We start from the raw sequence: 21,625 nt of genomic DNA on the forward strand, positions 1-21,625 counted from the left end.
TAGCCGACTAACCGTTGGTCGCTCTCGCCACATTAGAGGATGTTGCCATGAATGGCTTTCAACTGACGTTTTTCACTGAACAGAGTACCAACTACCAGCATCTTCCACTCGGGGAGTGGCTGGTTGAGTTCGCCAAACGAGAGGGCATGTTGGGAGCGACGCTGGTGAGCGGTACGGAAGGCCTGGATCATTTAGGACATTTGCATACCGCGCATTTCCTCAGCGGTGCTGATCATCCGGTCACAGTGACGATATCCACTGATGAGCCCGGGTGCGAGAAGTTGCTGGAAGCATTGGCCAAGGAGGCGTTTTCGCTGAGCTTTATCAAATTGCCCATCGAGTACGGTCGAGTGGGCCAGGCGAAAAGCTGAAAACCACGGTTTGTTGGACAACCAGTAAAAAGGATAAACGCCATGTACCGAATTTATAACCTGCGTCCACAGCCAGCCCCCGTCAACTGGGCTCGTGACAACAGGCCGCTCCTCGTAGGACTGGTTTTTTGGGCGCTTTTTTTGGCGGGCATTGCAGGCAGCCAAAAGGTATCGAGCGAGGGTTGGTACATCGTCACCTCGCTCGAAGGCGCCTTGGTCACGATGCGCATGCCCAGTGAGAAATCCTGCAAGGCAGACGTGACCATCACCTGCGTACCTGGCTACGAGCTGAGAGCACAGCAACGTTGAACGTTACGAGCGCGATGGTGGTGGGCAATCCAAAGATGAGATTGCGAAATGGAACTCACCGACGTCGGCTCATCAAAACCACTTTAGAGAAATGGGATACCACATGAGCGCAGTGATGCTGAGCATCGTATTCGGGCTTGTGATGGGCAGGCTTTTTACAGGATCCGTCTATGAATTCGTCGCGCTTTTCATCGTAAGCATTGGAGTGTCGTTGCTGACGTTTCATCTGCTAGATCAAAGGCGGGCCATGCTACAAGCCCAGACTGCGTACTGCTGTTCTGTGATGGTTGCGTCAAACCAAATGCTGGAGCTTTTCCAGATGGCAAAGGGAGGGCAATTCATGCCCTTGGTGGGAGAGATTCCTGAGCTAATTATTGGAGGCTTCTTGGTTCCCGCAATTGCGGTGTCGGCAGTGCAGCTGTTCAGAATACTCATGGAGAGCTGACTTCCGAAATCGAGGCCTCTCGACTTATTCACATGGTTAATGACGTTCCCGAATCGTCCCTTGGAGAAAATCAATGAAAACGCAAATCCAGGCTATTCATGCACGTGAAATTCTCGATTCACGCGGTAACCCTACCGTTGAAGTCGACGTCACCTTGGAGTGCGGAACACTGGGCCGGGCTTCAGTCCCGTCCGGTGCCTCTACAGGCGCTCACGAAGCTGTTGAGTTGCGTGACCATGATCCAAAGAGGTATTCCGGCAGAGGAGTGTTAAAGGCCGTTAGCAATGTGAATACCGAAATACTTGAGTCTCTGAGAGGCCAGGATGCAGTTGACCAGGAACAGATTGATCATCTGATGATTAAGCTGGATGGAACACCTGATAAGTCTAGGCTTGGAGGAAACGCCATCTTGGGCGTCAGCCTCGCCGTAGCCAGAGCGTCGGCTTCTGCGATGAAAGTGCCCTTGTTCCAATATCTGGGCGGCGAGCAAGCAGCAAGAATGCCCGTCCCAATGTTCAATATTCTCAATGGCGGTGTTCACGCAAACTGGCAAGGCCCTGACTTCCAAGAATTTATGATTGCACCTACAGGGGCTGGCAGTTTCAAGGAAGCCTTGCGTTGGGGCGCTGAGGTGTACCACGAGCTGAAAGCGGTGCTTAAGGACGCCGGCTACTCAACAGCGGTCGGAGATGAAGGCGGCTTTGCGCCGACGCTCAAGAAAAACTCAGATGCCATTGAGCTGATCATTAAGGCAATTGAAAGGGCCGGTTATACCCCTGGATCTCAGATCGAGATCGCTATCGACCCAGCATCCAGCGGTTTCTATGAGAACGGTCTTTACCATCTGCGCTCTGAAGGTCGTAAGGTCGATGCTCAAGAGCTGATTAGTCTCTATTCCTCCTGGGTCGACAAGTACCCGATTGCGGTACTGGAAGATGGCCTCGCGGAAGACGATTGGTCGGGCTGGAAGCAATTGAATGCTGCGCTGGGTAACCGGATCGAGTTGGTTGGAGATGACCTGTTTGTCACCAACGTCGAACGGATTCAACGAGGCATCAAAGAAAACGTCGCCAATGCTGTACTGATTAAACCCAATCAAATCGGAACCCTGACTGAGACCAAAGCCGCCATCGTAATGGCTTACGGGGCAAATTGGGGAGCTATGGTTTCTCATCGTAGCGGGGAGACTGTAGACAGCTTCATCGCAGATCTGACTGTTGCCATGGGTACTGGCCATCTCAAGACGGGCGCTCCATGTCGAGGGGAGCGGGTCGAGAAATACAATCAGTTTCTGAGAATAGAAGAGCATCTTGGCAGCCATGCGTTTTATGCAGGACATGATGCATTCGTGCGCTGACGGCCTATAGCCGGTAAACCTGTTGTACTGGTTACCGTAAAAAACGAACCACATATCGCTGTTGGCAAAAACGTCAGTGGCATTGGCCTTTCCTAGACGCTTGGAGATATGAGCATGAGCTACACGGATATTCCAGCTGGTAACGCGATCCCCGATGACTTCTTCACCGTTATCGAGATTCCTGCAAACCACTCGCCGATCAAGTACGAGGTGGACAAGCCGAGTGGACAAATTTTCGTAGACCGCTTCCTCAGCACGCCCATGTTCTATCCGGCCAACTACGGGTTCATTCCAAATACGTTGAGCGATGACGGAGACCCGTTGGACGTCTTGGTGATTTGCCCTTACCCGGTATCGCCTGGCGTTGTCATTCGTAGTCGCCCGGTTGGCGTGATGTACATGACGGACGAAGCTGGAGCGGATGCCAAGGTGATCGCGGTGCCTCATGAAAAACTAAGCTCTGTGTACAGCAACATAAAGGAATTCTCTGACCTCCCTGCATTACTCCTCGCACAGATCCAGCACTTCTTCGAAAGCTACAAGGCATTGGAGCCGGGTAAGTGGGTAAAGATGGGCCGTTGGGGGAGCGCAGATGAGGCCCGAGAAGAGATTCGCAAATCGGTAGCTACGTATAAACCAAAAAAGGGGGACCACTCGCCACATTAAAGGATGTGGCCACCTGTGTACCGAGCTACGCTCCAAGCACTGCAATAATGTCACTGATGGCGAAGTAACCCAAGGACTGCATTCCTGAACGGACTAGAGATTCCCGAGGCATTTAAAGGGTGTCAGTTCACTCAATGATAGCCTGCCTGATCGTTAACCTTTCCTCGGAACACGGAGTAGCTCCAAATGGTGTAGCCCAGAATGATCGGGATAATGAGCAGAGCACCTACAAGCATAAAACCTTGGCTTTGCGGGGGGGCTGCGGCATCCCAGATCGACGTCAACGGTGGGACGATGTTCGGCCACAGGCTGATGCCGAGGCCGCTGTAACCCAGAAAGATCAATACCAGGGTCAAGATAAAAGGCGCGTAGTGAGCACTGCTCGCCACGGCCCTGAACAACCCCCACATAGTCACCAACACTAGGACTGGCACCGGCAGGAACCAGAACAGGTTCGGTAGGCAGAACCAGCGTGCAGCGATATCGCCATGGGCGAGCGGCGTCCATAAGCTGACCACGGCGATCACAGCCAGCAGTGCCAACGTCAAAGGACGGGCCAGGTTATGCATGGCTTTTTGCAGCACGCCTTCAGTTTTCATGATCAGCCAGGTGCAGCCAAGCAAGGCATACGCAACTATCAGCGCAGCGCCGCAGAACAGACTGAACGGCGTCAGCCAGTCTAGGCCGCCCCCGGCGTACTGGCGATCGACCACCGGGAGGCCGTCGATGTAGGCGCCCAACGCCACGCCCTGGAAGAAGGTCGCCACCAGGGAGCCGCCGATAAAGGCCTTGTCCCAGATGTGGCGCTTCTCGTCAGTGGCCTTGAAACGGAACTCGAAGGCCACGCCGCGGAAAATCAGCCCGAACAGCATGAAAATCAGCGGCAGGTACAGGGCCGACAGGACCACCGAATAGGCCAGCGGGAAGGCGCCGAACAACGCCGCGCCGCCAAGCACGAGCCAGGTTTCGTTGCCGTCCCAGACAGGCGCGACCGTGTTCATCATTACGTCGCGATCGCCCGAGCCCTTCATGAAAGGAAAAAGAATGCCAATCCCTAGGTCAAAGCCGTCCATAATTACGTACATCATGATGCCGAAGATGATGATCACGGCCCAAATCAGCGGAAGATCAATGCCCATGAGTCAATGCCCCTTGTGATGGCTATCAGCATCGCCACCGTGGGCGGCAGATAGAGGACGGGCAGGTGTTCGCAGATGGCCAGGCCCACCGTGGCTAAGCGCGTCGCCTTCGTGATTTTGGGGTCCTTTACGTACCAGGCGCATCATGTAGCCCAAGCCGGTTCCGAAAAGCGCGAAATAAACCAGGACAAACAGCACTAAGGTAATGCTCATCTGCGCCACGCTATGGTTCGACGAAGCATCGGCAGTGCGCAGCAGTCCATACACTACCCAAGGCTGACGACCGATTTCAGTGGTAAACCAGCCGGCCAATAGGGCGATCAGCCCTGACGGCCCCATAAGCATCAGGAAGTATAAGAACGAGCGGCACCGGTAGAGCGTGCCGCGCTTTCGCAACCATAGACTCCACAGTCCAGTGAAAATCATCAGCATTCCCAAGCCAACCATGATACGGAACGACCAGAACACGATAGTCGAGTTGGGGCGATCCTCCGGCGCAAAGGATGCCAAGGCAGGAATCTGACGATCCAGGCTGTGGGTAAGGATCAAACTGCCCAAGTAGGGAATCTCGACGGAAAACCGGGTCTTCTCAGCCTTCATATCGGGCCAGCCAAACAGGATCAACGGCGTCGGCTCATTGCCCACGTTTTCCCAGTGGCCCTCTATTGCCGCAATTTTTGCCGGCTGATGCTCCAAAGTGTTCAACCCGTGAGCATCGCCCACCACGGCTTGTATCGGCGCCACAATCAACGCCATCCACATCGCCATTGATAACATTCGACGGACGGCCGGGTTATCGCGACCTCCCAACAGGTGCCAGGCTGCTGAAGCGCCGACAAAGAACGCCGTTGCCACGAAGGCAGCAATCGACATGTGCACCAGGCGGTAAGGAAAAGACGGATTGAAGATAATCTTCAGCCAGTCCATCGGAATCACTTGACCATGATCAATTTTGAAGCCCTGTGGGGTTTGCATCCAGCTATTAGAGGCGAGAATCCAGAACGAGGAAACCAAGGTGCCAACGGCCACCATCACGGTAGAAAAGAAATGTAGGCCACGGCCGACTCTACTCCAACCAAAAAGCATCACACCCAAGAATCCAGCTTCAAGAAAGAAAGCCGTCAGTACCTCGTAGGTCAGTAGGGTCCCCGTTATAGGGCCGGCGAAATACGAAAATCTGCTCCAATTGGTACCGAACTCATACGCCATGACCAATCCTGACACCACACCCATACCGAAGTTGACTGCGAAGATTTTGATCCAAAAGTGGTATAAGGTCCGATAGGTATTGTCATGCGTCCTCAACCAAAGACCTTCCAACACTGCTAGATAAGCAGCCAGCCCGACGGTAACTGCCGGGAACAGGATGTGGAATGAAACGGTGAAAGCGAACTGCATTCGCGCGAGGTCAAGAGCTTGAAGATCGAACATATCGTGGCCTCCTAATGGCAATTTCGTATCAATAGAGGAAGCGTCTTGTCAGTGTCGACTCACCAAGGCACCGCCCCCCTCGGGATTTCGCTTGAAGCGCGAGAAATTTTTCTGCTGATGCCGAACGTTGCGCAACTGACGCGCTGGGTGATTTCCCAGTCCACGGGCGACAAAACCTTGCCGTATTTCGATCCGTTGGATGGCGGCGTCTACGCCAAAATATTGATATTGCTAGAGTCACCCGCGCGAACGGTCAGTCGTGCACGGTATGTCTCACGAGACAATCCGGGGCCTGCACAACGCAACCTCAAAAGTTTCATGGAACAGGTTGGGTTGGAACGCCGAGAGACCGTTATCTGGAATCTATATCCTTGGCTGCCCGATCTTGAAAAGCCCAAGGCGTCGCTCCGCAGGGCGCAAATTGAGGAGGGAATTGAGAAGCTAATCACGCTGCTTCCGCATTTTCCTGATCTCGCGACTGTCGTATTTGCCGGACGTGTCGCTCAGCAGGCGATGCTGCGGGTTCGACACGCCTTTCCCGATATCTCATTGCTCGAGATGCCACACCCCAGCCCGCTTTCTGTTTGCACTCACCCGAGTGTTCGGCAACGCATCCTATCCACGCTGCGTGACGCCAAACAGTCGATTGAGTAGCCAAAGGTTCAGGGTTTGCTCATCTTGTTCAGCGAGGCGATGCAGGGCGAGATGAACAAGTTGCCGCGATACGCGCCTACCAAAGTTTTGGCCGCGACGATGATCCACATGATCGCAAGCAGCAATACCAGTACCACGCCCACAAAATTGAAGAACGCGAGGTGCAACATGGAGCCCAATTTAAGGGTAGTCACCGCATACACGCCTAGCGGAAAGGTGAAACCCCACCAGCCGAGGTTGAAAGGAATACCCTCCCTGAAGTAGCGACCGGTAATCAGCAGCGCCAAAACCATCCACCACAATCCAAGCCCCCAAAACAGCACACCACCGATCAAGCCAATGCCCTCGGCAACGCCTCCGATGCCGGCCATTCCATGAGCGGCGAAGATCGCCGGAGCGTCGCTGCCGAGTACCAGCATCCCCAACGCACCAGTACCAATGGGCCCTAATGAAAGCCAGCTCGATGCCGCCATGCTCTCATGAGGCAATTTATGCAATGCCATGCGCAGCAGCAGAATCACCAGAATACTCAAGGCAACGGGCACTGAGTATGCCCATAGCACGTAGCTGGTGATCAACAGGGTGAACTGTGCACTCGCATCAGCAAGGTGCGGCGCCAGTAGCCCACCACTGGCGGCGGCTACCTCGGCCGCAACCACAGGTAGCAGCCATACTGCTGTCATCTGGTCGATACTGTGCTGCTGGCGGGTAAACATCATGAACGGGATCAGAACCCCGCACGCCAACGCCATGGCGACATCGATCCACCACAGGACTTCAGCTAAAGCGACAACCCCATCCCCCCAGCGTGGCAAGCCATAAAGGAGAAATCCGTTGATGATTGTCGCCAGCCCCATGGGGATGGTTCCAAAAAACATCGACACGGTGGAGTGACCGAAGATCTGTTTGGCTTCATTAAAGAACAGGGCCCAGCGGCTTGCGTACAACACCGTAAAGAGGCAAAACAACGCGATATTGAAAAACCACAAGGCTTCACCTAACACTTTGGGCCACTGCGCGGCAAATGGCAGTTGGCCCAAAGCCAGAGCCAGAATCCCGGTGCCCATCGTGGCGGCGAACCAGTTAGGTGTGAACTGCCGGATCGCTTCTCGTGGATTGGACAATGCTGCCAGTGGATGGCTGCCGCCCATAATCGCTGCGAGTCGTGTATCACTCATTTTCGCGCTCCCGCTTCAGTGTTCATTCAATGTGACTTGCCTGAAGTATAGCTTGATGAGGTTAGCGGCTAAACGGATAGTATAGGTTTACGTTACCTGTTAAAGAGGTAGAAAATTGAAGTTAAGCCTACGTCAATTGCAAATCTTCTGCGCCATTGCGCAACAGGGCAGCACCACCAGCGCGGCCATCGCTGTGTCACTTTCGCAATCGGCCACCAGCGCCGCACTCAACGAGTTGGAAAGCGCCTTGGATACCCGGCTTTTCGATCGCGTAGGCAAACGCTTGGTGTTAAACAATAACGGCCAAGCATTACTGCCCCAGGCCAGAAGCATGCTTGAGAACGCGTTGCAGATAGAAAACAGCTTCCTTCCAGGGCATGCAGAGCTGAAGACTCGCTTGCGGGTAGGCTGTAGTACCACTATAGGCAACTATGTTTTGCCATTGATACTTGGCGAGTTACGCCAATCGGCTCCGCACCTGCGGGTCGATGTTGATATGGCCAACAGCATGGCTATCGCCCGGAAGGTCGCAGATTTCGAGATTGATATGGGACTGATTGAGGGACCGTGCCACTTGCCCGAACTGAGTGCCGAACCTTGGCTTGTAGATGAACTGCTCATTGTAGCGGGCCAACGTCACCCTTTAGCACTCAAGTCGCAGGTCACCCTTGATGACCTGCGTACTGCTGAGTGGCTTCTCCGCGAACCTGGCTCGGGCACTCGGGAGGAAGTCGAACAGTTGCTGTTGCGTCACCTGCACGACCTCGCTGAAACCCGCCAGATCGGCAGCTCAGAAGCCATCAAACACGTCCTTGCACAAGGCATCGGCATCAGTTGCCTGTCGAGCAGGGTCGTTCGGGATCTGCTGACTTCTCAAGACCTGATTGAACTGCCGCATGCGTTGCCTGGGCTGAGCCGGCGCTTTTTTCTGATCCGCCACCGGGAAAAATTCATCTCGTCCGGACTTGAACGGTTCTGGCAAAGTTGCACTCAGTTTGCGAGCCAAAGCTAACGAAATCTATTTGAAAAGTAGGTAACTACTACCACAACAACTTGTTTTCGGAATTTATCCCAAGCGCTTAAGGTCAACTCATTGTCTAGCAGCAATCAGCGAGCTGCATTTGCCAAGGCGCAATCTCACGCCTGGCTGCCCCTTGTGAGGAACCTCTGATGAATGTGATCAAGAAAACAGTGACTGCACTGGCGTTGGGTATCGCGCTCGCCGCATCAATGAGTGCGTCGGCAGCGGAAGATCGCTGGACCTTCGATGGTGATATTCATAACAACTCACTGGCTGTCAGCCCTGACGAATCGACAGCCGTAGTCTCCTACAGTCAGCGTCCTGACGTGGTGGTCTACGACTTGAAAACCGGCAAGGTTCGTCAGGTTCTCACCGGCTATATCACGCCACGCAACATTGTCTTTTCTCCAAACGGCGATGTGTTCTACCTTTCCGACAGCAGCTTAGGGGTCGTTCGTAAGATCGACACCAAAACATTAAAAGTCATCGCAGATCTTCCGTTAGGTGCAGGTGCTTTTGGTACCACGCTCAGCAAGGATGGGAGCCTGCTCTACGTCAACAACGAGGCCGCCAGCACCTTGTCGGTTATTGACCTTGATCACCAACGACCAGTAGCTGTGGTACCTGGCTTCTCCCAACCGCGCCAAGGCATCCGAGTAAGCCCTGACGGCAAAACCGTCTATGTCACCAACTTTCTTGGCGACAAAATCACCCTGGTCGACAGCAAGACCAATAAGATCGAAGGTGAGATCACTGGCTTCAACAAGTTGCGCGCCATCTCCATATCGGCCGACGGCAATACGCTGTACGCGGCTAACAGCGGCAGTAACAGCATCGCAGTTGTCGACACTCAAAAACGCGCTATCACAACCACCGTTATGGTGGGCAAAGACCCCTACGGTGCAGCCCTGACTCCAGACGGACTGCACGTCTACTCGGGTAACCTGGGTGACAACACCCTGTCAGTGATAGACACCAAAACGCTGAAAGTGACGACCACTGTGACCGGTTTGAAGGCACCCCGCCAGGCCATTGTCTTCACCAAAGACAAGTCGAAGGCTTATGTCCTCAACGAGGACCTGAGCATCTCCACCGTCGATCTCGCCAGCAACAAGGTGGTATCGACGCTCAAGGCTGACTGATCGAAACAACGCAGGCCTTCTCGAGGGCCTGCTGATACTCCACGACCTGGTGAATAATAATGAATGGAAGTGATGAGTTCTGGATGATGAATCGCCGTCGTTTACTCGGGTTGGCCACTAGCGCTGGTCTCGCTAGCCTGCTTCCGCGCCAAGCCCTTTCTGGAACGGACTTGGCGCAACTAGATAGGATCGAATCCGCAGAGTCCGAACGACGCCTTGTACGTTTTCCAGAGAAAACGGGACTGATTCTGATTACTGATCGTCCGCCGCAGTTGGAAACGCCGCTGCATTATTTTCGCCAGGACCTGACGCCTAACGAAGCCTATTTTGTTCGGTGGCATCTGTCGGGGTATCCAACTCAGGTCGATACGCGAACCTTTCGACTGCGTCTCGATGGCCAGGTTGCCAATCCTCAGTCTTTTTCTCTTGATGCCTTGGTCAACGAGTTCGAGCCCGTGACACTGGTGGCCATGAACCAATGTTCAGGCAATGCCAGAAGCTTGTTTGGTCCTAAACCTCCTGGTGGGCAATGGCAATTTGGCGCGATGGGAAATGCACAGTGGACAGGCGTTCGCCTCAAGGACCTCCTTGATCGTGCAGGTGTTAAAGCAGGAGCAGTCGAGGTGGCAATTTCTGGGCTGGATGAGTCGCCAATGCCAGGCTTGCCAAAGATCGTGAAGTCATTGAAGTTTGACCATGCCAATGATGGTGATGTGATGGTTGCATACGCAATGAATGGCGCACCACTGCCGATGCTCAATGGCTTTCCATTGCGCTTAGTGGTACCCGGTTGGTACGCGACTTACTGGATTAAATCATTGGCTCACATTGAGGTGCTAGATAAACCTTTAAGCAATATTTGGATGAACCAAGCCTACCGAATTCCTGATAATCCAGAGATCAACGAGGAGCCAGGAAACCTCTCCAAGAAAACGGTACCCATCAACCGCTTTGTCACTCACTCCGTATTCGTACGTCCAGAACCCGAAGAACTATTGCTTGTAAATCATCCATACATGCTAGAGGGCTTAGCCAATGATGGCGGCGATGGTATCGCTCGGGTTGAGGTTTCAGTTGACGGCGGGCGTACTTGGGCAGATGCGACGCTCGACCCCGAGATCGGCCGGTTCTCTTGGCGTCGGTGGCGCTTCGTATGGACCCCCCTTGACAAAGGCCGATACACGTTCAAGGTCCGCGCCACCAACCGCGCCGGGCAAGGTCAACTGACCACCCAGTGGAATCGGGGAGGCTATGCGCGCCGGGTTATCGAACAAACCACTGGAATGGTGGTGTGAGATGACGACATTTCTCCAGCCTAGAATGCTCTTTTTTGCCTTGATGTGTAGCCTACCTATTTGGATACCAAGCGCCTTTGCGGCCGAGGAACCGAAGGTCGATTTTGGTGCTCCCGTGCACTCAATCACTGTTCCCCACGACGAGCCCTACTTGCCGGACGGTCCGGGGCGCAGCGAATTTCTGGCACAATGCGTGATCTGCCATTCTCCTCGTTACGTTACCAACCAACCTGCATTTCCGCGTAAAACCTGGGCGGCTGAGGTCGCCAAAATGCGCGACGAATATGGAGCGCCCATCCCCGACGAAGCCGTACAACCAATCATCGATTATCTGATGTTCTTCAATGGCAAGGAGACACCATGAGTGATCCTGTTCGCGACACATCGGCCCATGGGATTTCCCGAACTGCATTGGCTATGTTGATTGGTGTATTGGCGCTCGGCACGTTGATATCTTGGAAGGTCATCGGCACCCACGGCGCCTCGGATATCACCCGACGAGGAGATGCTCTCCCGTCGCGAGTGGACTCAACAGATAAGGTCGAGTTGACCACTGCATTGGTCGGCGCAGGCGCAATTGTGGTCCAACAGCGTTGCGCAGGGTGTCATGACGCGACTCAACGTTCGGTAGGTCCTAGCTGGAATGCAGTCCTTGCACGATATAAATCTGTAATTGGGACGAAGCCGCTTAATCACGAAGCATTGGCTGTCATGGTCGCTGCCATTTCCCATCCCCAACCAGGATGGGATGGTTATTCTGCAGGGCCTACGGACATAACACTGACGCCGGAGGAGCGATCAGGAACGGCAGCATGGATTCTAAGCCGCTCCAAAACCGTTTCGTTGAAGGAGCTAAGCCATGAGTAGACTGATAGCTGGAACAGAGCATGCTCTAGACGCGAATCAACCCTCGGATATTTTGCCGCGCATTGATTACGATCTTATCAAAGCCCACGGTTATGCAGCAGTGATCACACTGTTTCTATCAGCTCTTGCGGGCCTGCTTGTTGCTCTGAAGCTGACAATGCCCGATCTGCTGAGTAGCCACGCAGCGCTGACCTGGGGTCGCCTGAGGTTCGATCACACACAAGGTATTTTTTTTGGTTGGCTTGCCAATGCTTTCTTTGCGTTCTGTTACCACATGGTCCCGCGCCTGGCTGATCGCCCGGTGTTCAGTCGCAGATTGGGCTGGGTCATTTTCTATATTTGGAATCTTGGTGTCCTTTTGCCCGGATGGTTACTTATTTCCCTCGGGCTCGATAGCCCATGGTTCGCAATACAGTCTTTAGAATGGGCGGAGTTCCCAATGATCGTGGACCTAGTGGTAGTACTCGGTCTGATTTTGGTATGTGCCCAATTCGCGGGGCCTTTCTTGCTTAAGCGGCAACGAGGAGGCTTGTATATTTCGGCTTGGTACCTGATCGGCGGAGCCGTATTTACGCTGCTTGCATATCCAGTAGGAAATTTCGCGCCTGCATTTATCCCCGGCGCGCAAGGTGCTGCATTCAGCGGGCTTTGGATTCACGACGCAGTGGGTTTGTTCGTTACGCCATTTGTACTTGCGATCTCTTACTACATTATTCCGGCCGCCACCAATCGACCTATCTATAGCCACTTTTTGTCAATGATCGGTTTCTGGTTTCTATTCTTTTTTTATCCGCTCAATGGCACTCACCATTACGTCTATTCGGCTATCCCCATGGACGCGCAGAAGGCGGCCATTATCGCCTCCGTGTATTTGGGCATGGACGTGATACTAGTTGTATTCAACCAACTGATGTCACTGCGAGGCCAAGCTTCGACAGTCGCAAGCGATGTCCCTCTGAGGTTTGTCTGGACGGGCACGGTGTTCTATTTAATCGTCAGTTTGCAGGGCGCGTTCCAGGCTCTGATGCCGGTCAACCGATTGACTCACTTTTCCGATTGGGTAATTGGCCATTCGCATCTCGCGATGCTGGGTTTTGCAACCTTCGTTGCCGCTGGCGGGATTGCCCATGCCTGGCAGCGTATACCAAACAACCGCTACAGCGCAGCGGCGATGAATTGGGCTTACTGGCTGATAACTATCGGCCTACTGGCCATGTTCACCACACTAACGGCCGGCGGTTTGGTACAGGCACAAATATGGGAAACCACCGCGCCGTGGATGGACTCTGTACGCGCATCTCTGGCGTACTGGTGGATCAGAGACCTAAGCGGATTGCCGATTCTGGCAGGCTTCATCGCGTTTTTCCTGGGCCTAACTACAGGAGCCCGAAACAACGGTGCTGCCGTAAGTACCTCTCCCGTCATTCACCCTACGTTAGCGGGAGTTTAAGGTATGCAAACGGTTACCAAGCATCGCCTGTTCAATAGCGCCTATCTGATCATATTTGTAGCCGGTATCGGCTTCTTTATCTTGTCGTTTATGCTGCTCGGGATATTGCCTGGGAAGCAACTGCAAAAGGAAATCGAGGCCCGTGCACCTGCCAACATGCAACAGTATTCCGCGAAAGAAGAACGAGGGCGCATTGTATATGCCCGCGAAGGGTGCGGTTATTGTCATACTCAACAAGTACGATTCGTAGCTCAGGACGTCAGTCGCTGGGGGGCGCCCACTGAAGCATGGGAAACGAAATACGACTACCCACAACTCTGGGGGACTCGCCGCATTGGTCCTGATTTAGCTCGGGAAACCGAGGTACGAAGTAATGATTGGCATCTGACCCACCTATTCAATCCTCGATATGTCGTTCGTGACTCTGTAATGCCTGGCTATCCCTGGTTGTTTAAAGGTGATGCCAACAAACCGACATCGGATGGAATTGACCTCGTTGCCTACTTACAGACGCTTGGTAGAGCTAGAAAAGTTTCGGGTTATGACGATCCGCTTCAGGCGCAGGTTGACGCTCAACAATCAACCCAGAAGAGCAGTAACGCGATGTCGCACGACAGCATGGCAGATGAAGAAATGTCGGCGTCACTCAATGTAAGCCAAGATGCAATCGCCGCGCGACCTCGCTTGGATGGGCCAGTGCCTGGCTTTGTGATACCTACTAACGCAAATGACCGCTCGATCGCATTACGTCTGGGACAAGCGGCTTTCGCGGAGAACTGCGCCGGGTGCCATGGTCCGAGTGGAACAGGTGATGGCTTAGCGGCGCCGACGTTGCTGCCACGTCCGGCTAACCTGCGCGATGCACAATTTACAACCCGGCATTTAGCCGATGTTTTGTGGAACGGCAGGCCCGGGACAGCAATGCCCGCTTGGAGAGACCTTGATAACTCAACGCTGGTGGCACTCACGCTTTATGTGCAAAGCCTGCATACAGCGGACGAGCGCGCCTTGCCGTCTAGCGACGTAGCGCTTGGGCAGTCTCTATTTTCCACCAATTGTGCTAGCTGCCACGGTGCCAGTGGCCAGGGCAATGGGCCTGCATCTCGCGGGCTCTCCCCACGCCCCGCGAACTTCTGGGAGAAGAAAGGCAACACGGCGTATCTGGAGAACGTCTTGCGTGAAGGCATACCAGGTACGGCAATGCCTCCCTGGAAAGCAGTGCTCTCGGACGAACAACGAACTGCTGTAGTTACCTATTTGCGTACGCTATACCAACCTACCGAGCAGGAGTGAATCATGTTTGCTTCAATGGTAATTGTGATGACCCTGATCGTTTCTGCATTCGTTGTAGCTTGGTGGGTCAGCCCTGAACTTCGGCTGTGGAGTGAGGCGCCCAAGCTCGTGATGCTTGAGCGTGAACGTCGTTTTGCTCAAATAAGAACGCCATTGGATCAACAGGGGGGGAAAGATCAGGGTTCCGGTAAAACATAATATTGGGAAGTTTTTTACGGAACTGGAATAGAACTGTCTGGCGTTCGTCTACTGTCTGGTCGCGTACTATTTCAAATAGCAGGCGAGCCTACAAAAATTCACAAAAACCAAAGGAATACGTATGTTCAAAAAAATGATCCTCACCGCTGCTGTTGCCGTCTGCTGCATATCTGGTTTTGCGTTCGCCGACGCGCCAGTCAAGGTTGCTGAAACAGACAAGGGAAAAGTACTCGTAGACGCGAAAGGAATGACTCTGTACACGTTCGGTAAGGACACCTCGGGCAAGTCGGTCTGCACTGGGCCATGCGCTGCAAACTGGCCACCTCTGGCAGTGTCGGCAAACGCCAAAGCGGATCATGATTATTCTGTCGTCACTCGAGACGATGGCACAAAACAATGGGCTTACAAAGGCATGCCACTTTACAGCTGGGTCAAAGATACCAAGCCAGGGGATACAACCGGCGACGGTGTCAACCAAGTCTGGCACGTTGCTAAACCGTAACCTCATTAATTAACAGGCTAGCATGCGCCCTGGCTTTGTCAGTGGCGCAAACTAGAAGTTTAACTACCTGATAGTTCCGCCAACGTGCGGCCGCTGCGCCTCACAAAGCATGATGGATCAGATCAACGTAAAATGGGGCCGAGGCACCGTACGCTCTTGAGATGTTCCCATAACGCCATACTGGGGTATGAAGCGCCAGATGCTAAGCCCCATTTGCACAACCCAGCTGGATCACCTCTGGACTGTTAAATTTAAATAGGGCTAGCACTGGGGCTGGGACTTACTAAAGGTTTCAACCCTCAGATCTGATTAAGGTAGGATGATTCAAAGAGCATAGCAAAAATCTTAATCCCGCCAATTATACATTATTGAAAAAACAGGTGATTGCGTTGCATTTGACCAACTGCTTGCATTCAATTTGACCAATTGCATTCGTATTGCCCACCTGGATAAACACCGGATCCTATTGCAACCGTTTGCGACTTTTGATCCTTCGCATTGATTCGCCTTTCAGTTCTATAACGTGGGACTTGTGAACGATACGGTCAAGAATTGCATCGGCAATCGTGGGGTCGGAGAACAGGTCATACCATTTTTCTTTAGGGTACTGACTTGTAATCAACAATGAGCCGTTCTGTGACTGCTCGTCGATAACGTCCAGGAGGAACGGGCCCAACTGGGCGTCAATGCCACCGATGCCCAAATCATCTATGACTAATAATTCTGCGCGGATCAAATGCCGACGTAGTTTAGGCGTGGTGTGGTCAGCGTAAGAAAGTGAGATTTCTTCAAAAAGCTTCGTGGCAGTGCGATACAGCGTCGCTCGCCCAAGGCGGCAGGCTTGGTTTCCGAGTGCGCAAGCGAGCCAGGTTTTGCCAGTGCCCGTAGCGCCCGTGATGATCACATTCTGACGTCGCGCTAACCACTCGCACTCACCAAGGGACATGACCGTATTGCGGTCTATGCCTCGAGACGCCTTGAATTCAATGCTGTCTATTGTGGCTTCATTCTCACGAAGCCTTGCGTTCTTTAGCAAACGTCCAACCTTTCTGCTCTCACGCTCGCTATTTTCGGCATCCATCATTAAACCAAGCCTTGTTTCGAATGGTTCTTTCAGCAGCGCCGGTGTTTCAAGCTGACGCTCGTAGGCTGCTGCCATCCCGTGCAGACCAAGAGACATAAGGTTTTGGGCAGTATCGAGGATTGACTTCATAGCGGCTCATCTCCCTGTGAGGCGTAGTATTCAGCACCACGTATGTTGGCGTGTTCGACCAAGGGGGCGGATCTTCGGTAGTTGGGGCGCAGGTCAGATTCGTTCCGAAGGATCGAACGCAGCCGCTCAGAACTTAGGATGTTCAAGCTATTCGCATAGCCGCACGCGGACTCAAGGCGTGACGGTGTGATTGCCCCTTTGCGAACGTCACGTTTCAGGCCAACAACGACCTTCAAACCGGTCGAGAAATCTTTCCGCAGGTTGAGGTTGTCCTTCACGAAACGGAGCGTTTCCGGCCCAATAGTCTCAGCCCAGACAATCAGAGCTTCCGGCTGGGAGTCCTGGAAATATCTGTGATTCGGGGCCAAGTGCTCTTTGAGAGTGCTAGTGCCCCGCTGACGATTGAGCTTGTGCGAGCCGATGAGACGGCGCTGATGAATGATTTCGAGCCAATCGTCTCGCACGCGCAAATCGACAAGAAGATTCGCGAAGTGGTAAGGAACCGAGTAGCTGTGCTCTTCAAATTGTACGTGGTAGTCGCTGCCTACCCTAACCTGATACACCCACTTGCTGTAGCTGTACTTATGTTCTGGGAGCGGCTTGAGGGCTGGATAGTCAAGCTCAAGGAAGCGGCTGGTTCGGCTCTTAGGGTACGTTCGAGTGATTCGACTGTTTAGCTCATCAACCCAGTAGCTGATTTTCTCGTTGAGCTCTTCTAAGGAAAAAAAGGTGCTCGCTCTCAGCCTTGCGAGAACGAATCTTTGTACCAGTTGAACAGCAATCTCACCTAGCGACTTGTCTTGCGGTTTACGCGGTCTGGCGGGGTAAATTTGAAATCCGTAGTGCTCAGAAAACTCGGCGTAGGCACGATTTAGGGTCACCACATCTCTCGTGTTTTTCGTCACTGCTGACTTCAAATTATCAGGCACAACGAACCGTGGAACCCCGTCGAAGAACTCCAGGGCCAGAATGTTGCATCTGAGCCAGTCTGGGATCGTTTGACTTCTCACGGCGGTGGCAAAAATGTATCCCGAGGCACCTAGCGTTGCCACGAACACCTGAGCTTGGCTGATTGCTCCAGTATCCGGGTTGGTCACAGGCATTGTCCTGCCACAAAAGTCCACGAAGCACTTGTCTCCGGGGAGGTGAGTCTGTCGCATGCTCAGCTTTTGCCTATTGACCCATTCACGATAAATCCGTGTGAACTGAGCATAAGACACGCCTTCTGGCTCGCTTGTACGAAACTCTTGCCATAGGAGTTCCAAGGTGATGTCAGGAAGTTTTAGCTGTTCATGGATGGCAGGCCATGACGGGTAAGCCTTCCTTTGAGATGAGACTTTTGGCTGGGTATGCAGACGCTCCGCCAGCGCTTTGTCGTCAAGGTGCTTCAGTTCTTCCCAGCTTTGTCCACACTGTGCCAACTGATCCCGAATGGTGCGAACAGTGTTATGGGACACTTTGGCTAATAGGCCAATAGCCCTATTCGACAGCTTGGGGTCGCTCGTAAGGCGTAGCACCTCGCGCTGCGTACTTATTGGCAGCCTCATATGTTCTCCTCGCGACAGGTGTGTGAACACCTCACAGGTCGCGCCGTGTGAAAATTGCAGACAAACGGAATGTGATCGACTTGACGCCGAACGCGAGGGAACACAGAATGACGGCGCGTAGGGCTGAAACCTAACACCATCAAAAAAGCCTAGGGCTCCACCCCTGGGCTTTTTTGTGCTCCAAATCCACCGGCTAGCTCCTATCCTGATCTCATTGTGATACTCCTCATATGCTTAGTTCATACGGCCTGCTGCCGTGCGCAGCGCTGCGTAGCAATCCACCAAGCGACCTCTTTGGACAGAGCAAAGAACCCCCGACGATTAGGCACTTCAAATAGCGGCACCTCAATTGTCCCTCGCTGTTTAGCTTTACGAAACGCGTCGTACGATGTGTAACCCAACTCTCTCCACAGCGCGCTGCCACCCACCATCAGGCCATATCGCTGTTTGAGGTCGAGCTCTAATTCGAATGACAGAAATTGGATTTCAAGGGGCTCGCGCATCGCACTTAATGTCCGGTTTGGTCACAGTTGATAGTAATAAACCGCCCCCTTGCGCTCCAGCCGTAAGACTTCTACATTTTTTACGGTACAAAGATCGTTCGGGGATTTTTAAGTGTCTGATTTTAAGAGAATTGCAAACATTTATTCGGAGTTCGCAGGCAGCTTGCGCGAACAAATTCCGGAAAATAGCCGCCCCCGAAGCAACACAGTGGAAATGCTCGCAGTGGGCTACTGGTTCGAAGGACTGAGGCAGCGGACAGGCCTCAAAACTGCCTATGCCCTTGAGCTGTATTTCGAAAAAGAGTCATTTCGAAGAAATACGAATGGCACGATCCGGCATTACCGAAGCAAGTGGTCTAGGTACGAACAGAAAATGATCTCCCCCAAGGCCAAGACCTTGAGTAGGGTGGAACTGCTAGCACCTGGATCGTCCCGCGACCTGAATCATCCCATATGGACTTTGATGAAGCTGATCTCCCGGCAACAGAAAATCAGCTTCGACAGCTACTTCCGTGCGTTAAATACCGATGTCCAACTGGTGCTTTATCGCAGCACCAGCAACATGATTTGGGACAGTGTTCAGCGCGAACCAATCACTCAAGTTCTACTCGAAAAACTCGAACGCAGGGCAAGCTTGGATGCCCTCGCTGCGTTGATCGCGATAGTGGTCGAAGCAGATCTCCTAGGTCGAAAAACCGTTGCTATCAAGGCAGCAGGCACCTTGCACAAAGTACTTCTGATGCTGGCAATGGAGCTTCAAGCGCGCGGTGTTGCCGTTGGCCTAATCGATTGGCTCGTGTTCAACGTCCTACCCCTTGGAGTGCCTGCCCATCTGCATATCTGGATGAGCAGCGCTGACTACATCCACGCGTCGGCGCATTTGAACACCATGGTTTACCAGCATCCGGAAAGGCGCGGAAAAGCCCTACCTTGGAAGCTTCGTAATAAGCTGATGTGCAAGCTGCTTGCCGGGGACATGGGAATTGACGTTTTGCACGCAATGCGCCCTCAGTTCGAGTTGCGGACGGACATAGGGGAAATTGCGGCCGAGCTGGTCGAGGAGTTTAAGAAGACGTCGGCACTGAGAACTTGGGGATGGATGTGCATCATCGATGGCGCGCCACAGACAGTGCCACCAGTACCGCTGCTTTAGCCTTTCAAATGACTCGCTAGGCGAGTGGTCAAGTCCAATGCAAATGCCTGGTCACTTCCGATGCAAACGACTGGTCAAGTCGAATGCAAATGGCTGGTCAAATGGGTTGCAATTTCCCACCGTCAGCAAAACGAGGCAGATTGTTCCGGACATCACCGTTGGAGAAGGTCGTGCCGGCATTAATTTTCCCGGTCAAAAAACCTTTGCCCAATGGACTGAAGGGAATGAAGCCAATCCCGAGCGCTTCGAGGGTTGGCATAATTACCTGTTCAGGCTCACGGGTGAACATCGAATACTCACTTTGAAGTGCCGACAGCGGCTGCACCGCATGGGCACGACGGATAGCGTCTACGCCCGCTTCACACATGCCAAAGTATTTGACCTTGCCTTCGGTGATGAGGTCGCGCACGGCCCCGGCAACATCTTCCATAGGAACATTGGGATCAACGCGATGTTGGTAAAACAGGTCAATGCAGTCAGTCTTCAGGCGCTTGAGTGATTCTTCCGCCACCTGGCGGATGCGCTCAGGTCGACTGTCCAGCCCTGCGGCGGGACTGCCGTCCTTAAAACCGAATTTTGTCGCGATGACGATTTTCTCGCGAAATGGTTGAACGGCTTCGCCCACCATTTCTTCGTTGGCTTGCCCATAGGCTTCTGCCGAATCAAAGTGGGTGACGCCACGCTCAAAGGCCGCCCGGATGAGTTTGATTGCATCCGCTTTGTCAGTGGCCGCGCCATAGCCGAATGTCAGGCCCATGCAGCCCAGGCCAATGGCTGAAACTTCGAGGCCGTTGCTGCCGATTTTGCGCTTATGCATCATCCATCTCCTTTGTGTGTGGGTATTGGATACCAACCCACAAACTGTTTGGTTATTGGGGATGCAGTTACTTTAGAAACATATGGCCCATTCAAGAAGTGGCATACTGTGATAACCGGTATGAGGTTAATTCATAATGGCACAGAGCGATTTCAACAGCCTTGCGGTGTTCATCACCGTTGCGCGCGAGCGCAGCTTTACCAGAGCTGCGGCACATTTGGGTGTGTCCCAATCCGCTATTAGCCATAGCATCCGCAGTCTTGAAGAACGTCTTGGTATTCGCTTGCTGACCCGCACCACACGTGGCGCGTCGCCGACCGAAGCCGGCGAGCGATTGCTTGTCAGCCTTGTGCCTTACTACGAGGGGATAGAAGCCGAAATTGCCGCGTTAGGAGAGCTGCGTGACAAGCCAGCCGGAACTATTCGGATCACCTCGCCCGACCATGCGGCATCTACCATTCTCTGGCCGAAACTCTCTAGGTTGCTGCCGGAATACCCCGATCTGACTCTAGAGATCAACATCGGCTACAGGTTAATCGATATCGTCGCTGAGCGCTTCGACGCCGGAGTCCGTATAGGCGATCAAGTGGCAAAGGACATGATCGCAGTCAGGATTTCCCCTGACTTGCGAATGGCTGTGGTGGGGGCGCCGAGTTACTTTGCTCATCGTGCAAAACCACAGATTCCCCAAGATCTGACAACCCATAATTGCGCGAACCTGCGTTTGCCCACCCATGGTGGTTTGTATGCCTGGGAGTTTTCCAAGGCCGGCAAGGCGCTAAATGTTCAGGTGCCTGGCCAGATGATCTTTAGCAACTCACCCCAAATAATGGCCGCCGCTCTGCAAGGATACGGGTTGGCATATGCACCGGAGGATCTTGTCCAGGGATATGTCGAGGATGGTCGGTTAATTCGTGTTCTTGAAGACTGGTCGCCAACTTTTCCCGGATATCACCTTTACTACCCGAGCCGGAGGCAGTCCTTGCCAGCCTTTGCACTGATAGTCAATGCGCTCCGCTGCACCGAATCGTGTCACATCTGAACATAGATGGTTTTAGAAAAAACGCCGTGCGG

At 53.2% G+C, this 21,625-nt stretch carries 24 protein-coding genes and 1 pseudogene; 18 read left to right on the plus strand and 7 right to left on the minus strand.

The window, feature by feature from the left end:
• The first annotated feature begins 47 nt into the window (after positions 1 to 47).
• The 5 genes from ABQX22_RS18810 to ppa all read left to right on the plus strand — a co-directional run bounded on the left by ABQX22_RS18810 (position 48) and on the right by ppa (position 3,148).
• Positions 48 to 371 carry a DUF190 domain-containing protein gene (locus tag ABQX22_RS18810; RefSeq protein ID WP_012723169.1) on the plus strand — a complete coding sequence of 108 codons (324 nt, stop codon included), beginning with the start codon at positions 48 to 50 and terminating at the stop codon, positions 369 to 371.
• Between the two features lie 42 nt (positions 372 to 413).
• Positions 414 to 680: a hypothetical protein gene (locus tag ABQX22_RS18815; RefSeq protein ID WP_012723168.1), complete on the plus strand. Its 267-nt coding sequence runs from the start codon at positions 414 to 416 to the stop codon at positions 678 to 680.
• 103 nt (positions 681 to 783) lie between these two features.
• On the plus strand, positions 784 to 1,125 hold the full coding sequence (locus ABQX22_RS18820; RefSeq protein ID WP_032657050.1) for a hypothetical protein: 342 nt from the start codon (positions 784 to 786) through the stop codon (positions 1,123 to 1,125).
• A gap of 73 nt (positions 1,126 to 1,198) precedes the next feature.
• Positions 1,199 to 2,482, plus strand: coding sequence for a phosphopyruvate hydratase (gene eno, locus ABQX22_RS18825; protein WP_012723166.1), 1,284 nt, complete (start codon positions 1,199 to 1,201; stop codon positions 2,480 to 2,482).
• A 114-nt stretch (positions 2,483 to 2,596) separates the two neighbouring features.
• Positions 2,597 to 3,148, plus strand: a complete 552-nt coding sequence (ppa, locus tag ABQX22_RS18830; protein ID WP_012723165.1) for an inorganic diphosphatase — start codon at positions 2,597 to 2,599, stop codon at positions 3,146 to 3,148.
• 131 nt (positions 3,149 to 3,279) lie between these two features.
• On the opposite strand, the gene cydB is transcribed toward ppa, so the two are convergent.
• On the minus strand, positions 3,280 to 4,287 hold the full coding sequence (gene cydB, locus ABQX22_RS18835) for a cytochrome d ubiquinol oxidase subunit II (protein WP_012723164.1): 1,008 nt from the start codon (positions 4,285 to 4,287) through the stop codon (positions 3,280 to 3,282).
• Positions 4,288 to 4,290: 3 nt separating this feature from the next.
• Positions 4,291 to 5,718, minus strand: coding sequence for a cytochrome ubiquinol oxidase subunit I (locus tag ABQX22_RS18840; protein ID WP_012723163.1), 1,428 nt, complete (start codon positions 5,716 to 5,718; stop codon positions 4,291 to 4,293).
• A gap of 51 nt (positions 5,719 to 5,769) precedes the next feature.
• Here ABQX22_RS18840 and ABQX22_RS18845 point away from each other — a divergent pair, with 51 nt between their 5' ends.
• Complete coding sequence (locus ABQX22_RS18845; RefSeq protein WP_032657055.1) at positions 5,770 to 6,372, plus strand: uracil-DNA glycosylase; 603 nt, start codon at positions 5,770 to 5,772, stop codon at positions 6,370 to 6,372.
• A gap of 8 nt (positions 6,373 to 6,380) precedes the next feature.
• On the opposite strand, the gene ABQX22_RS18850 is transcribed toward ABQX22_RS18845, so the two are convergent.
• Entirely contained in the window at positions 6,381 to 7,550 is a 1,170-nt protein-coding gene (locus ABQX22_RS18850) for a TDT family transporter (protein WP_012723161.1), read from the minus strand.
• A gap of 115 nt (positions 7,551 to 7,665) precedes the next feature.
• Between ABQX22_RS18850 and ABQX22_RS18855 the strand changes: the two genes are divergently transcribed.
• The 10 genes from ABQX22_RS18855 (at position 7,666) to ABQX22_RS26980 (ending at position 15,577) form a co-directional block, all read left to right on the plus strand.
• Positions 7,666 to 8,562, plus strand: coding sequence for a LysR family transcriptional regulator (locus ABQX22_RS18855; protein WP_012723160.1), 897 nt, complete (start codon positions 7,666 to 7,668; stop codon positions 8,560 to 8,562).
• 158 nt (positions 8,563 to 8,720) lie between these two features.
• Positions 8,721 to 9,713: a YVTN family beta-propeller repeat protein gene (locus ABQX22_RS18860; RefSeq protein WP_012723159.1), complete on the plus strand. Its 993-nt coding sequence runs from the start codon at positions 8,721 to 8,723 to the stop codon at positions 9,711 to 9,713.
• A gap of 59 nt (positions 9,714 to 9,772) precedes the next feature.
• Positions 9,773 to 11,008, plus strand: coding sequence for a molybdopterin-dependent oxidoreductase (locus ABQX22_RS18865; RefSeq protein ID WP_103388956.1), 1,236 nt, complete (start codon positions 9,773 to 9,775; stop codon positions 11,006 to 11,008).
• 1 nt (position 11,009) lies between these two features.
• Positions 11,010 to 11,372 carry a hypothetical protein gene (locus ABQX22_RS18870; RefSeq protein ID WP_224265906.1) on the plus strand — a complete coding sequence of 121 codons (363 nt, stop codon included), beginning with the start codon at positions 11,010 to 11,012 and terminating at the stop codon, positions 11,370 to 11,372.
• Positions 11,369 to 11,875, plus strand: coding sequence for a c-type cytochrome (locus ABQX22_RS18875; RefSeq protein ID WP_012723156.1), 507 nt, complete (start codon positions 11,369 to 11,371; stop codon positions 11,873 to 11,875). Before ABQX22_RS18870 ends, ABQX22_RS18875 begins: the two co-directional genes overlap by 4 nt.
• Positions 11,868 to 13,325 carry a cbb3-type cytochrome c oxidase subunit I gene (locus tag ABQX22_RS18880; RefSeq protein ID WP_046722265.1) on the plus strand — a complete coding sequence of 486 codons (1,458 nt, stop codon included), beginning with the start codon at positions 11,868 to 11,870 and terminating at the stop codon, positions 13,323 to 13,325. Before ABQX22_RS18875 ends, ABQX22_RS18880 begins: the two co-directional genes overlap by 8 nt.
• 3 nt (positions 13,326 to 13,328) lie before the next feature.
• The gene (locus tag ABQX22_RS18885; RefSeq protein WP_012723154.1) at positions 13,329 to 14,618 is read left to right on the plus strand and encodes a cbb3-type cytochrome c oxidase subunit II; all 1,290 of its coding nucleotides are present in this window, start codon (positions 13,329 to 13,331) and stop codon (positions 14,616 to 14,618) included.
• 3 nt (positions 14,619 to 14,621) lie between these two features.
• Positions 14,622 to 14,816 carry a hypothetical protein gene (locus ABQX22_RS18890; RefSeq protein ID WP_032657047.1) on the plus strand — a complete coding sequence of 65 codons (195 nt, stop codon included), beginning with the start codon at positions 14,622 to 14,624 and terminating at the stop codon, positions 14,814 to 14,816.
• A 121-nt stretch (positions 14,817 to 14,937) separates the two neighbouring features.
• On the plus strand, positions 14,938 to 15,318 hold the full coding sequence (locus ABQX22_RS18895) for a COG4315 family predicted lipoprotein (protein WP_012723153.1): 381 nt from the start codon (positions 14,938 to 14,940) through the stop codon (positions 15,316 to 15,318).
• Between the two features lie 169 nt (positions 15,319 to 15,487).
• Positions 15,488 to 15,577 carry a DUF4113 domain-containing protein gene (locus ABQX22_RS26980; protein ID WP_311138688.1) on the plus strand — a complete coding sequence of 30 codons (90 nt, stop codon included), beginning with the start codon at positions 15,488 to 15,490 and terminating at the stop codon, positions 15,575 to 15,577.
• Between the two features lie 204 nt (positions 15,578 to 15,781).
• On the opposite strand, the gene istB is transcribed toward ABQX22_RS26980, so the two are convergent.
• The 3 genes from istB to ABQX22_RS18910 form a co-directional block, all read right to left on the minus strand.
• On the minus strand, positions 15,782 to 16,531 hold the full coding sequence (istB, locus tag ABQX22_RS18900) for an IS21-like element helper ATPase IstB (protein ID WP_012723152.1): 750 nt from the start codon (positions 16,529 to 16,531) through the stop codon (positions 15,782 to 15,784).
• Entirely contained in the window at positions 16,528 to 18,078 is a 1,551-nt protein-coding gene (istA, locus tag ABQX22_RS18905) for an IS21 family transposase (RefSeq protein ID WP_032657045.1), read from the minus strand. The genes istB and istA overlap by 4 nt, the downstream gene beginning before the upstream one ends.
• 239 nt (positions 18,079 to 18,317) lie before the next feature.
• Positions 18,318 to 18,581, minus strand: a complete 264-nt coding sequence (locus ABQX22_RS18910; RefSeq protein WP_012723150.1) for a hypothetical protein — start codon at positions 18,579 to 18,581, stop codon at positions 18,318 to 18,320.
• 112 nt (positions 18,582 to 18,693) lie between these two features.
• Here ABQX22_RS18910 and ABQX22_RS18915 point away from each other — a divergent pair, with 112 nt between their 5' ends.
• A complete protein-coding gene (locus ABQX22_RS18915) occupies positions 18,694 to 19,734 on the plus strand; it encodes a hypothetical protein (protein WP_012723149.1) in 1,041 nt (346 codons plus the stop codon).
• A 127-nt stretch (positions 19,735 to 19,861) separates the two neighbouring features.
• Here the strand turns inward: ABQX22_RS18915 and ABQX22_RS18920 are convergent.
• Positions 19,862 to 20,551, minus strand: a pseudogene (locus ABQX22_RS18920) (aldo/keto reductase); the annotation flags it as partial.
• Positions 20,552 to 20,687: 136 nt separating this feature from the next.
• Between ABQX22_RS18920 and ABQX22_RS18925 the strand changes: the two are divergent.
• Positions 20,688 to 21,593, plus strand: a complete 906-nt coding sequence (locus tag ABQX22_RS18925) for a LysR family transcriptional regulator (RefSeq protein ID WP_349801376.1) — start codon at positions 20,688 to 20,690, stop codon at positions 21,591 to 21,593.
• Positions 21,594 to 21,625 lie beyond the last annotated feature (32 nt).

This window comes from Xanthomonas sp. WHRI 1810A (assembly GCF_040202885.1).
Classification (GTDB): domain Bacteria; phylum Pseudomonadota; class Gammaproteobacteria; order Pseudomonadales; family Pseudomonadaceae; genus Aquipseudomonas.